The 13,243-nt window shown below is 65.7% G+C and carries 9 protein-coding genes; 5 read left to right on the plus strand and 4 right to left on the minus strand.

Annotated features, from left to right (window positions below; translation table 11 throughout):
- Positions 1-60: 60 nt before the first annotated feature.
- Positions 61-408 (minus strand): ArsR/SmtB family transcription factor, encoded by a 348-nt coding sequence (locus D5S18_RS04875; protein WP_120038380.1) that lies wholly within the window; start codon positions 406-408, stop codon positions 61-63.
- Positions 409-572: 164 nt separating this feature from the next.
- Here D5S18_RS04875 and D5S18_RS04880 point away from each other — a divergent pair, with 164 nt between their 5' ends.
- Positions 573-2,015 carry an MFS transporter gene (locus D5S18_RS04880; protein ID WP_203236585.1) on the plus strand — a complete coding sequence of 481 codons (1,443 nt, stop codon included), beginning with the start codon at positions 573-575 and terminating at the stop codon, positions 2,013-2,015.
- 172 nt (positions 2,016-2,187) lie between these two features.
- Here the strand turns inward: D5S18_RS04880 and D5S18_RS04885 are convergent, their stop codons facing one another.
- Positions 2,188-7,647 (minus strand): ATP-binding protein, encoded by a 5,460-nt coding sequence (locus D5S18_RS04885; RefSeq protein WP_120038382.1) that lies wholly within the window; start codon positions 7,645-7,647, stop codon positions 2,188-2,190.
- Positions 7,648-7,914: 267 nt separating this feature from the next.
- On the opposite strand from D5S18_RS04885, the gene D5S18_RS04890 reads away from it, so the two are divergent.
- The 3 genes from D5S18_RS04890 (at position 7,915) to D5S18_RS04900 (ending at position 9,768) form a co-directional block, all read left to right on the plus strand.
- Positions 7,915-8,298: a VOC family protein gene (locus tag D5S18_RS04890; protein ID WP_120038384.1), complete on the plus strand. Its 384-nt coding sequence runs from the start codon at positions 7,915-7,917 to the stop codon at positions 8,296-8,298.
- A 32-nt stretch (positions 8,299-8,330) separates the two neighbouring features.
- Positions 8,331-8,906: a TetR/AcrR family transcriptional regulator gene (locus D5S18_RS04895; RefSeq protein ID WP_120038386.1), complete on the plus strand. Its 576-nt coding sequence runs from the start codon at positions 8,331-8,333 to the stop codon at positions 8,904-8,906.
- A gap of 73 nt (positions 8,907-8,979) precedes the next feature.
- On the plus strand, positions 8,980-9,768 hold the full coding sequence (locus tag D5S18_RS04900; protein ID WP_120038387.1) for an oxidoreductase: 789 nt from the start codon (positions 8,980-8,982) through the stop codon (positions 9,766-9,768).
- Positions 9,769-10,040: 272 nt separating this feature from the next.
- Here D5S18_RS04900 and D5S18_RS04905 read toward each other — a convergent pair whose 3' ends face one another.
- Both D5S18_RS04905 and D5S18_RS04910 read right to left on the minus strand, forming a co-directional pair.
- Positions 10,041-10,715 carry a hypothetical protein gene (locus D5S18_RS04905; RefSeq protein WP_147403847.1) on the minus strand — a complete coding sequence of 225 codons (675 nt, stop codon included), beginning with the start codon at positions 10,713-10,715 and terminating at the stop codon, positions 10,041-10,043.
- A 227-nt stretch (positions 10,716-10,942) separates the two neighbouring features.
- Positions 10,943-11,749 (minus strand): helix-turn-helix domain-containing protein, encoded by an 807-nt coding sequence (locus D5S18_RS04910; protein WP_158607798.1) that lies wholly within the window; start codon positions 11,747-11,749, stop codon positions 10,943-10,945.
- Between the two features lie 443 nt (positions 11,750-12,192).
- On the opposite strand from D5S18_RS04910, the gene D5S18_RS04915 reads away from it, so the two are divergent.
- Positions 12,193-13,119 (plus strand): HNH endonuclease, encoded by a 927-nt coding sequence (locus tag D5S18_RS04915; RefSeq protein WP_120038394.1) that lies wholly within the window; start codon positions 12,193-12,195, stop codon positions 13,117-13,119.
- Positions 13,120-13,243: the final 124 nt, after the last annotated feature.

A 13,243-nucleotide genomic window follows, 5' to 3' on the forward strand; every position in this document is an offset into this window, starting at 1 on the left:
CCGCTGGGGCCATACCAATTGGTGTGGCCCTTCGGCGTATTCCGGACCGGCGGGGTCGATTCACCCGTGGCGCGCCACCCTCTTGGCCATCGCATCATCGGCGAGCGCGCCGGACAGTACCGTATCGAGCAGCCCCGGATATCGTGCGTCGAGATCGGCCCGCCGCAGCGTCACCAGATTCTCCCGGCCCGAGGGTTCCTTGAAGATCACGCCGCTTTCGCGCAGCACCCGCCAGTGGTGGGTCATGGTCGATTTGGATTCGATACCGATCAGATTCAGCACGCTGGTGCAGTTGTGCTGGCCACCCGCATTCAGAACCCGGACCACCGCCATCCGGATCGGATTGCCGAGTGCCGTGAGCACCTCCGCGATGCGGAATTCGGACGGTGCTGGGTGTCGGTAGCACATAGTGTCATGGTAGCGCAACTGTCGTACGGATCAATTGGGCAAGATTCTGCCACTAATTCAGTGGTATTGACATCCAATGACAACGGTACGTCAATATACGTACAGTCGTAGCGTTTGCTGTCGCCTGTCAGACAGCACCCGACTCTCGTTCGCAAAGGATCGTCATGTCCGGTTCCCCACGTCTCGGCCTCACATTGGCCGTGCTCGCCTTGGCGCAATTGATCTACGCGCTCGATCTCAATATCGTCTTCGTCGCGCTGCCGGATATCGGCCACGCACTGGGATTTCCCGGCCAGACACAACAATTGGTGGTCAGCGCGTATGTCGTGTGCGCAGGCGGATTCCTGCTGTTCGGCGGCCGTGCCGCCGATCTACTCGGCCGACGGCGAATCTTCGTGCTCGCCCTGGCTCTGTACGCGGTATCCTCGCTCGCCGGCGGGCTGGCCTGGAGCCCCGTGGTGATTATCGTGGCCCGCGCGGTGCAGGGTATCGGCGGCGCGCTGCTGCTACCTGCGACGCTATCTCTGATCAGTACCTTGTTTCCCGAAGGGCCGCAGCGGAATCGGGCGGTAGCGGTATGGGGAGGCGCGGGTGCGAGCGGGCTGACCATTGGCGCATTGCTCGGCGGAGTGCTCACCGAGAATTTCGGCTGGTCCGCGGTGTTCTTCGTCAACGTACCGCTTGCCGCAGCGGTGGCCGCCGCAGCGCTGGTCGTGATCCCGCGCGATGTGGCGGCCAAGGCCGCGCGCCGCTTCGATCTGCCCGGTGTATTCAGTGTGACCGCAGGGGCGACGCTGCTGGTGCTCGCGCTCGTCGAGGGACCCGAACTCGGCTGGGACAGTGGGCTGGTCGTCGGAGCTTTCGCGGCTGCCGCCGCGTTGCTGGCGCTATTCGCTGTGATCGAGGCTCGCACCGCCGATCCGCTCATGCCGTTTCGGTTGTTCCGCAATCGCAGCCTGACGGTCGGGATGCTGGTCACGTTCCTCTACATGGCGACGTTCGGTGTGCTGCCGTACTTCCTGACCGTGCTGATGCAGACGGTCCACGGCTACAGCGCATTACAGACCGGCCTCGCTTTCCTGCTGCCCTCGCTCACCATCGCCGCGGGCACCCAATACGGTGAGCGCTTGGCCACCCGAAAAGGCACCAGAGCAACGCTGCTCCTCGGATTTGTGGTCGGCGCGGTGGGGACGGTGGCGCTGGCATTCGGCTTCGATGCCGAGGCCGGTTACGGCGCACTGGTGGTCGGACTCATCGTCTCCGGATTCGGTCAGGGCGTTGTTTGGACGACCATGTGGATCGCCGCCGCCACCGGAACGGCGGCCGCGGAACAGGGCATCGCCAATGGAATCGCCTCCACCGCATTGAATATCGGCAATGCTATCGGGCTGGCCGTCTTCACAGCGATCGCACAGATCGGTACGACCGGTCGCACCGGGGATGATCTGGGCGCCGCGACCGCCCACGGGGAATTCGTGGTCGTGCTGCTGACCGCGCTCGGGATGGTCCTCGGGGTGCCGATCGTACTGGCGTTGCGCCGCAGCTCCGCTGCGGTGCAACCGCCCGCGACGCACGCGGGCACGCCCGTCACCGTCACCGCCGACTAAGGGACACAGGCTCTCAGGTCGGATACCAGCCCAACTCGCGAACTGTTCCGGGGTGCTGCCGAGAGGCAGCACCCCGGAACACGTGGACCGATCGCCGGATTCGACGCGCGCGACCGGCTGGTTGACACGGCCGGCTCGGACCGGCGCGCATAGGGGCGCGCCGGTCCGAGACTCATCGACCCAGTCGCGCCTCGATCGCCTCGATGATGCGCGGGCGCAGTTCGGCGGCGCGGATGATGGCGTCGACCGAGCCGACCTCGACGGCGCGCTGAATATTATGCACCCGATCGAATTCCGCGGCGACCTCACCGAGTTTCTCGGCGCGGACCGAGGTGCGGACCTCGTCCAATTCGGCGATCAGGGCGGCCCGATCCGAACCCGAGGCGGTGGTCGCGCGGGCCTCCAACTCGCGCACACGGGTGTCCGCGGCGGTGCGGGTGCTCACATCACCGGCGAACACCACGGCGGCGGCGGGCGCGCCACCGAGCACCGAGGCGAACGAGCCCTCCAGCGCCAGCACCGTCATATTCGGGTTGAGCGCCTTGGAGAACACCACGAACGCGCCGCCGTGATACCGCGAGATCACGCAGAACACGATCGGTCCGCGGAAATTCACGATGGCGCGGCCGATTTCGGCGCCGTACTCCAACTGCGACTTGCGCATCGACTCCGGCGACCCGTCGAAGCCCGACAGATTCGCCAGCACCACCAGCGGACGGTTGCCGCTGGCGGCGTTGATGGCGCGGGCGGCCTTCTTGGACGAACGCGGGAACAGCGTGCCCGCAGTGTAGGTATCGGGTCCGTCGGTCGACGGGAAGCCGCGACGCGGCACACCCCGCGACTCGATACCCAACAGACACACCGGAATACCGCCGAGATGCGCGTCCTGCACCACTGCCGTCTCCGCGTCGGCCATACCGGCCCAGCGTTCCAGCACCGCGTGGTCCTGGTCGGCCAGCGCCTGCATGACGGTGCGAATATCGAAGGGCTTCTTGCGATCCGGATTCGAGCCCGCCGAGAAGATCTCGCCGACGGTGCGGAAATCGCTGTCGGCCAACACGTGCGGGAAATCGGAGATATCGCGGTCGAGCGGGTCGGTGGTCTGCGCCCGGCGCGGGGCCTGCTCACCCGGCGCGATATAGGTGTGGTCGTAGTGCGACATCAGGATGTCGCGCGCGGCAGTGAGATTCGGCGCCCAGTATTGGCCCTGACCATTCGGACCCATCACCCGGTCGTAGCCGCCGATACCGAAATTGTCCTCGGCCGACACGCCGCCGGAGAAGTCCAGCGCCTGTTTGCCGGTGAGCACCATGGCCGAATCCGGCGTCATCACCAGGATGCCCTTGGTGTGCATGAGCATGGTGGCTTCGGCGTTCCAGTACGGCTGCGCACCGACATTGATGCCCGCGACCACGATATTGATCTCGCCGCCGTCCTGGGTGAATTCGACGATGCGCTTGAGCGCCGCCGCCACCCAGTCCATATTCTCGGTGCCCGAGTCCATGGAGATCCGCGCACCCGAGGACAGCGCGTACCACTCCAGCGGCACGCCGAGCCGCTCGGCCAGATCCAGTGCCGCGATCACCCGGCGGCATTCCGGTTCCGACAGCGCGCCGAGGGATTTGGTGGGATCGCCGAGCAGCGCCACCCTGGTGACACCCTCCGGGTATCGCGCGGTGGGGGTGGTGACCACACCCGCGACGATGGCCGCCGCGTTGCGGCCCTTCGGCCGGTCGACCGGGATCAGCGCGTGTTCGGCGTCCAGATCGTATTCGGTGAAATCGCCGAGCAGACCTGTCAATTCGTACGGGTAGACGGTGTTGCGGCTGTTGGCCCGCAGCACCTTCTGCCGGTAGGCGTCCAGCGGTTCGACCGGTTCGTCGGAGCGCTCGCCGACGGTGACCTCGGTGCCGCCGGTGGGGTCGAAGGTGATGCGGACCGCGACCTTGACCAGTTCACCGGATTTCGCGTCGTGCTGACGCGCGATGATCAGGATCTCCTCCAGGCCCGCGCCCGCCGTGGTCGGCTCGACACGTTCGACGATCGTCTCGAATTCGGCCGGGGTGATATCGATCGGCGGCCAGATGTACATGACGATGCGGTTGGTGTTGAACCGCTTGGCCGAGGGCCGTCGGGACTGCTGGCGGCGAATGGAATCCAGGCAGGTGGCGATGGTGTTCTCGGCGGTCGGCAGCGCCAGCAGGCGACCGTCGGTCTCGCGCAGCGCCGCCAGGTCGCGCACCTGGGCCAGCGCGATGAGGCGCTCGTCGGCCGGATTCTCCTTCGCCTGGCATTTGAACAGGTAGATCTCGTCGTCGTCGGAGGACGGCAGTCGGGTCAGATCGAATTTGCGCAGGCGCTTCATCTGCATGCGCTCGGCGATGTAGGGGTGCAGGCCGCGGATCAGGCGCTCCTCGACCATGCCGGTGGCCGAGGGCCGGAAGGTGAAGTGGTGGTGCATGACCGCACCACCGCTGCCCGCGACGGTGGTGGTGATCCGGTGCACCTGATTGGGCATCCGCTGCGCGCTGAGCACCTCCTGCAGTGCCGAGGCCATCGTGTCGAAATCGCCCGGCTGCTTCTCCCAACCGAGGTAGATATCGGCCTCGATGGAAACCGTGCCCTTGGCCAGTTCGGCGAGTCCGCGCAGGGCGGCGCCCAGGGCCTCGAAGCGGACCGCCGCCGAGACCAGAGTCAGGCCGCGGCGTTCGGCGATGACGAAGGTGTTGCCGTCCACCTCCTGGACGCGTACGCCGGTGAGGCCCTTGTTGCCGTAGTAGCGGCGGGTCAGCACCTCGAGCATGACGCTGTTGTCCAGATCGCCGCGCACCAGGCGCTGCCCGAGCAGCCGCACCAGCGGTTCGGTGCTGCGCACCATGTCGGACATGCGCTCGGCGCGGTCCGGCGAATCCGGGTGCGCGTCGAGGTGGCGCAGGTGATTGCGGACGCTGGTGTAGACGCGGGCGCGGTTGCGGCGCAGCAGGGGCTGGCCGTACCAGGTGTAGACGACGCCGCGGGTCAGGTCGGCGATGACGGGGAAACGCACCTGCGTCGCCGCCACCAGACGCTCCAGCGTCAGACCGACGGGTTCGCGCAGCACCCGGTCCGGGACCGGCTCGCGCAGCCATTCGCGCAGCAGTGTCGCGATGACGTTCACCGTGTCCGAAGGACGCTGCTGGGCCAGGAAGATCCGGAAGACCGCGGCCTCCAGATCGGGTGTGCGATCCAGTTCGGTGACGCCGTAGTGGCCCAACGCTTTGGCCAGACTCGCCCGATACGACTCCGGCAGGCCGGCCCGCTCGACATCGAGGCTCTGCAAGTAGGTGTGGAAATACTCGCGGGCGCTGGGCACGTGGCCGCCGTCCTCCTCCCTGGAGCGGTTGTGGCTCAACTCGACCAGATCGGCGAAGACCTGGATGAGCTCCAGTTCCTCGGCCAGGGGGCGCTGGTTGTCGGCGATGGCCGCGCGGCGGGCTACCAGATAGTCGTCGAGGATGCGGTGGTCGTCGTGCGGATCCACATCGAAGCCGAGCAGCATGCTGCGCAGGTCCTGCAGGTCGCGGTCCATGCGCTCGTGCGGCTGGGTCGACGCGGGCGCCGCGGGCAGGTCGAGCTGCACCGTGTGCACCGGCTCGGCCTCGGCCGCATCGTCGTCCTCGGCGATGGGCTCGAGCCGCAGCAGCGGCGCGCCCGTCTCCACCTGGGTGCCGACCGAGACCGTGGATTCCTTCAACCTGGCGCGGAACGGTGCGCGCAGCACCGTCTCCATCTTCATGCTCTCCAGCACCAGGATGGGCGCGCCCGCCTCGACCTCGTCGCCGACCTCCAGCGGTGTCGCCACCACCAGGGCGGGCGCGGGGGAGCGGACCACACCGCCCTCGTCGCGGCTGATCCGATGCGTCACACCGTCGACGTCGACCACGTGGATCGGGCCGTGCGTGCCGGTGATGAGGCGGTAGCGGACACCGTTGACCACGATCTGACCCGCGTGGGCGTCGAAACGCTCGAGATCCACATCGGCCGTGCGGGTTTCGCTCGCCGACTCGATGCCGACCCGGAAGCGGTGCGCACCGATCCGCGCCACCCGCACCCGGTAGCCGATGCCGCGCAGCTTCAGATCCAGCGGCCGACCACTCTCGTGCTGCACCTGCGGTCGCCCGCCGGAGGCGGTGGACAGCAGCCGCTGCCGTTCGGCCCGCTCCTGCTCCTCGTAGGCGTCGATGGCGGCGGCGGCCAGCGCGACGGCCGAATGCCGGTGCGAGACAAGGCGACCCTCGCCGCGCACCCGGTCGATCCAGCCGGTGTCGGCGCTCGCGTCGATGACCTCGGGCTGATTGAGCAGATCCAGGACGAAACTCTTGTTCGTCGCGCCGCCCTCGATGACCACTCTGGTCTGCGCGACCGCGCGACGCAGCCTGCCCAGCGCCTCTTCGCGATTGCGGCCGTAGGCAATGATTTTCGCGATCATGGAATCGAAGTCGGCGGGAATGGTGTCACCCTCGCTGACGCCGGTGTCCACCCGAATGCCCGGTCCGGCGGGCAGATCCAGTCGCGCGATACGGCCGGGGGCGGGCGCGAAATCGCGATCCGGATCCTCGGCGTTGAGTCGGGCCTCGATGGCGTGGCCGCGCTCGGCAGGGGGTTCACCCTCCAGTCGACCACCCGAGGCCACCAGCAACTGCGCCCGCACCAGATCGAATCCGGTGGTGCATTCGGTGATCGGATGTTCGACCTGCAGGCGGGTATTGACCTCGAGGAAGGCGAACAGCTGCTCGCCGGGGTGGTAGAGGAATTCCACCGTGGCCGCGCCGCGATAGTCGACGGCGACCGCCAGCCGCTCCGCCGACGCCTTCAACTCGGCCGTCTGCTCGGGCCGCAGCACCGGCGAGGCCGACTCCTCGATGACCTTCTGATTGCGTCGCTGCACCGAGCAGTCGCGCACACCGAGCGCCCACGCCGTGCCCTGACCGTCCGCGATGACCTGCACCTCGACGTGGCGCGCGCCCGTGACCAGCCGCTCCAGGAACACCACGCCGCTGCCGAAGGCGCGCGCCGCCTCCTGGCGGGTGCGCTCGTAGGCGTCGACGAGGTCGGCGTCATTGGTGACGACCCGGATGCCGCGCCCGCCGCCGCCCGCGGTCGCCTTGAGCATCAGCGGGTAGCCGATCTCGCGCGCCGCCGCCAGCGCCGCGTCCACCGTCTCCACCGCGCCGCGGCTCCACGGCGCGACCGGTACGCCGACCTCCTCGGCGATCAGCTTCGCGCCGATCTTGTCGCCCAGTTTGCGCATCGCCTCAGGGCTCGGGCCGATGAAGGTGACCCCGATCTGCTCGCACAGTTCCGCGAACGCCGGGTCCTCGGCGACGAAACCCCAACCCACCCAGACGGAGTCGGCGCCCGTGGCGATCAGTGCCCGCTCGAGCACCTTCAGATCCAGGTATGGGCGCGCCGCCGCGGCGCCCAGGTCGTAGGCGATATCGGCCTCGCGCACGAAGGTCGCGTTCCGGTCGACATCGGTGTAGAGGGCCACCGTCTCGATCGGTAACCCCGTCTCCGCGGCCAGATCCCGTACGGCGTGGATGAGCCGCATGGCGGCCTCTCCCCGATTCACGATGGCGATGCGGCTGAACACTCGCCTGCTCCTTCCTCTGAATGCGCCGTCCCGGATCGGGCGAGGGATGCGCGAATCCCGGCTTCGCGTAGTGTGCACCTTCCCTACCCGTCTTCGCACGGCGTACGGGTGTTACCGGCACGTATGGTTCCGCCGAGATTCCCCAGACGGGCGATTGGGCGGAGTTTGCCGACAAAGGTCGGAGTCGTGCGCGGGGGCGGTGTGGTTCCAAGTGGGTTTCAATGATAGCCGCGATGAGTTCGGCTCGATTGCGCCGTCACCTCTTTCATGAGTGAAACATGTACCGAGGTGTTGACCGTTGCCGTGCCCGTGACCGATCAGGATCGGGCCAAGTCGCAGTTCGAGCGGTTGGGTTTGCGGACTCGGCTGGATGCCGAGTTGCAGCCGGGGTTCCGGTGGGTCGAGATGGGCATGGCGGGTGGGGGTGCGACGCTGTCGCTGGTGCGGGCGGGCGAGGAGTTGCCCGCGGGTATCAATACCGGCATCAGGCTGGGGACGCCGGATGCTCGCGCGGCGCATGCCGCCGTGCGTGAACTCGGGTTCGAGGTGGGTGAACTGCTCGACTGGGAGACCGCTCCTTTGATGTTCACGTTCCGCGATCTGGATGGCAATCGGTTCTACATCACCGAGGTCGGTTCGCAGAATTCTTGACCTTCAGGTCGAGAATGTCTAGAGTTTCGGGTATGGGCAGGCCGCGGAACTTCGAGACCGACACCGTGGTCGAGCGCGCGATGGAGGAGTTCTGGACGCGGGGCTACACGGGCACATCCCCCGCGCAGCTCGCCGCGGCGACCGGTGTCGCCAAGGGCAGTCTGTATCACGCGTTCGGGAGCAAGCGGGCACTGTTCGATCAGGCGTTGGCCCGCTATGCGCAGATGGGTGTGGCGCAGGCCGAGGAGTTGCTGTTCCAACCGGGAAATGCCATCGATCGCATTCGCGTCTACCTGCGTGAGACAGTGGATTCCGATGTCGCGCAACCGATTCGGCGTGGATGCCTGGTGGTGAACACCGTCGCCGAACTCGGCGGTCACGATGCGGAGATCGATCGCGTCTTGCGCGGCGTCGAACAGAGTATTGTCGCCGTGCTGGCCGCGCGGATCGAGCAGGGGCGCCGCGACGGCGACTTCGGCTCCGATATCGACGCGCGGGCGGCGGCCGATTTCCTGCTCAACACCTCCGTCGGCCTGCGCATCATGGGCAAGACCCGCGATACCGAAGAGCTCTATCGCATTATCGAAGTCGCGCTCACCGCTCTCTGATCGACCCGCCGCCCCCGTGGCGGCTGCACGCATACCCTCGTTTTTGACCTGTGGTTCCAGAAAGGGGATTTCCATGGACCTCGAATTGGCAGGCAAGACCGCCGTCGTCACCGGAGCGAGCCGAGGTATCGGCCTGGCGGTCGCCGAGGCATTGTCGGCTGCGGGCGCGCGCGTGGTCGGTGCGGCCCGGACCAGCACGCCCGAACTCGAAAAAGCCACCGTGGCAACCGTTTCAGCGGACTTGAGCGCACCGGACGGCGCCACCGCGCTCATCGGCGCCGCGCTGGCGGAGCTCGGCGGCATCGACATCCTGGTCAACAACGTCGGCGGCGGTGACTCCGATCGGTTCGGACTCGGCGGGTTCCTCGACACCACCGAAGACCAGTGGCGACACCTGCTCGATCTCAACCTGTTCAGCGCCGTCTGGACGACCCGCGCGGCCCTGCCGAGCCTGCTCGAGCGTCGCGGCGCGATCGTGAATATCTCCTCGATCAACGCGCATGTCCCGGCCACCGGGCCGGTCGGCTACAGCGAGGCCAAAGCCGCGCTCACCGTCTTCAGCAAGCGTTTGAGCGAGGAATTCGGTCCGCAGGGAGTTCGCGTCAATACCGTCTCGCCCGGCGTGGTCGGCACCGGCATCTGGCGCGGTTCCGATTCGATCGGCGCGAAAATAGCCGCGACACAGGGTATTCCGCAGGAACAATTGCTGGCGGCGCTGCCGGAGCAGTGGGGCATCGCCTCGCGCCGAATCTCCGAACCCGAAGAGGTCGCGGACCTGGTGGCCTTCCTGGTCTCGGGTAAAGCCACCAATATCATCGGAGCCGACTTCGTCATCGACGGTGGAACCATCAAGACCCGCTGATCCGATTCCCGACCGTCCTCGGCTGCTGTCGAGGACGGTCCTTGTGTGCGAATGCTTGTCAGTGGAGAGAGTTCGGCGCGGTGTCAACCGTCTCGCCGGATGCGACCAAGCACTGGACGCTGATCCGAAGCGTTTGCCGCGCTTCGGACATCGACATGCGGTGCGTCCGGGCATCGTGTTCGAAATGCGGTGTGGAGCGCCACCGGCGTAGCAGCGTGGGCAACCGGCTGCTGCGGACATGGGAGCGCTATCGTCCACGATGCATCTCGTGGTCAGAACCCGGCAACGGTTCGCCAGGTGGTCAGGGCGGCGGCGGTGGACGCGGCGCCGGTCCAGGACAGGCGAACACTGTGCAGGTTGAGGTCGGGGGCGAGAGTGCCGCCGTCGTAGTAGATGCCCGGATGGTCGGCGAGGCTGTAGCCGCATTCGATGACGCCGGTGGCATCGAGGTGCGGGTGCAGTTTCATTCCGGCCATCTCGGTGGCGAGCAGGATGAAGTCGGCCTCATTGTTGGCGAGGTTCGCCATCAGTCGAACGGTGTGTTCCAGTCGTGTTCGTTCGGGCTGATCGGGGCGGGTGCGGGTGTAGATGTCGGTGGCGTCGTCGTCGGTGTCTAGGGAATGGACACCGGTGGGGCGGCGGCCGCGGCACTGCAGCAGCATCTGCTCCACGATCGCCCGCGCGAAGTCCAAGATGAGCGGACCCGATTCGGGCAGTGCGATCAGGTCGGTGAGCGCGTCGATGGCTTCGGCCTCGCCCGGATCGGGTTGTCCTGCCCGATCCTCGTTTTCGAGCTGGTCCAGGTAGCGTTCGACGATGGCGTAGGGTTCGCGGGCGGTCCCGCCGATCGTCATCAGAACCGCATGCGCCCAAGCGCCGACCCGTTCGATCTGTCCGGCTCGCCAGTCGACGTTTGTTCCGTCGGCCAATTCGACCAAAAGCAGCATCTGCTTCGAGCATTCCGGGCAGAGCAGCGGATCATCTTCGCGGCGATGAGTGCACACACGTTGGGCGGCCGTCTCCAGTATCGCGGCGATGAACGGATCCAGGCACGCACAGTTCCGGTCGGAGCAGCGGCCGCATCGGCAACCCCATTGGGTAGTTGTCTTCGCCCTGCGCTGCGCATCCGGTCCCACGGCGACGCGCGGGTGTGAATGCAGGAGTTCGAGTTTGGTCATGGGGTCATCTCCCGTGCGACGAGTTCGGCACTGCGGCGTGGGGTGCCCAGGATCTCGAAGGGGCGCGGCGGGTAGTTGGTGAGCCAACTGCACAGGGTGTAGTGACTCACTGCCCTGGTGTGCAGGTCGCGGACGCTGATCCGGTTATTGGCGAAATACTCCGGAGGTGGGCGCTCCGCCCACATTCCGGCAAAATCGGGTGAGGCTCGCGTGCAGTTCTCCTGGATTTCGGACAGGATCTCGGGTGCGATACCTCTGGACCAGAGTCGCATCATATACGTCATTCGCCAGGCGACCATTTCCCAGTCCACGAAGACGATCTTCGAGCGAATATCCGTGAACATTACTTCGATCATATTGGTCGGGTGTCGCGCCTCCGGCGGTGCGGGCGCGAACATCGGGTACACCTGCTCGGCCAGAGAATTGATATGGATGATTCCATAGTCCGGCAGCCTGCGATACATGGCCGGAAAACCGAAATTCTCCAGGATATCGATATCCTCGCCATTGAGTTCCGGCGGCCACATGCCGATCTGAATGCTGACGGCACTGGACACCAGCGACATCATCTTGCGATATCGCCATTCGTCGGCCTCCAGCACCTTTCCGACCCGCTCGATATGTTCGACGCGCGGCTTGCGGGCGCCTTCCTCCCACTTCGAATACGCCGATCGCGACACTCCAGCCAACTTGGCGGCCTGATCCTGGGTCAGCCCCAGATCGCGACGCAATTCCCGGATCAACGAGCCGAGCGCCAGCAACTGCGGTCCGGCTACTTCTGCTTCGGCCGGTTCCCTGTCCACTACCCTCCTCATCCACGCCGAGCGCGGCGGCGGAACCCACCGATGACCGCGTGTGCCACGGTGATCCCGACTCGCGCGAAACCGCCACGCACCCACATCCAGCGACTCACCCCCTCCGGTGCCAATTCGGGTCGGAGCTTCAACAACGGTCCTATCAACCAGTATCAACCGTTGTCAACAATTTCATTTTCACACTTGAAGTGTGAATCGACCCACGATGCGCTCACCGATCGAAAAATCTGCCCCCGCAGCGCGGGCATCGATACGATCAGCTAATTTCCGGCACTCGCAACCACGTCGATCGCGCATTTGAAATCTCTCCCCGGAGAATTACCGCTGCGATCGAGTTCCGACTGCATTCGTCGGCTGCTACGAGCGGTTGTTCTTCCGCCGCGAACCATCCGCCTTCGGCATTTGTAGTTCCGTCGTGTCATAGTGTCGATATGAAGGTGATCGACTCATTGGGACGACCTCTCAATGCCGAGTACTCGGTCGAAACCGACGATGGTCGGCTGGCATTGATCCTGGAGAGTTCCAGCGGCCGCGGCAAGGGGCGGACAAGGCGTAACGGCGATTATGGATCAGCACTCGAGTTACTGCTGGACAGGCTCAAACAGCAGGCGGCGGTGCTGGTTTCGGCACTGGTGGATTCCCGGAACACCCGTTCGTTGCCGGTGGCGGACCGTCGTCTGATCGACAAACCTGTCGAGTTGGCCGGTGTGACAGATATACCCAAATTATGCAAGGACCTGCGCAACGCCCAGCGACCGATCGGCCGGAAGTCGGAAGCAACGACGCACGGTAACAGTGTCAAGCGCATCCGGCTGATATTGAATGTGCCCGGCTACGGCCCTCTGGACCACGATCTCCTCGCTGCGGATCTCGCGACGGCCGACGAGATTTCCGCCGAGGAGGCCGTCCAGATCTTCAACACCATGGTCGACAACGGTCCAACCGTGGACAGCAATGCTGCCTATCTGCGCTGTCTCGAACTGGTCGAACACCGCGCGGCAGGTAATTCGGGTGGGCGGCATGCGGTCACGGCATCGAAACCGATTCGGCTCCAGGCTGCGCGTCGAGCCGTGGTGATCCGTAGTGGCGGCAGATGTGAGAATCCCGATTGCGGCAAGGTAGCTCCGGACGTCACGGATATGGGACTGCCCGTCTTGGAGGTTGACCATGTGGAGGACATCGCGAAAGGAGGCCGTGATCACCCCGAACAGATGATCGCGCTCTGCCCCAATTGCCATGCCGTCAAGACACGTGGCAGGACGCGTCACGCCATGTATCCGAAGCTGCTTGCGGCAGCCGCGCAGCGGCACAAGGATCAGGCCGTGATAGCGGGGGATGTCGACGAGACATCGTCCTAGGCGGTGTTTAAGAAGTGGGTAGCCAGATGTTGATGGCTGCGACCTGCACGGTTGCCTTGTAGCGGACGGCGAGCTTGTCGTATCTGGTTGCGACAGCACGGTTTTGCTTGAGCAGGTTGATGCC

The organism is Nocardia panacis, from assembly GCF_003598715.1.
In the GTDB taxonomy this organism is placed as follows: Bacteria; Actinomycetota; Actinomycetes; order Mycobacteriales; family Mycobacteriaceae; genus Nocardia; species Nocardia panacis.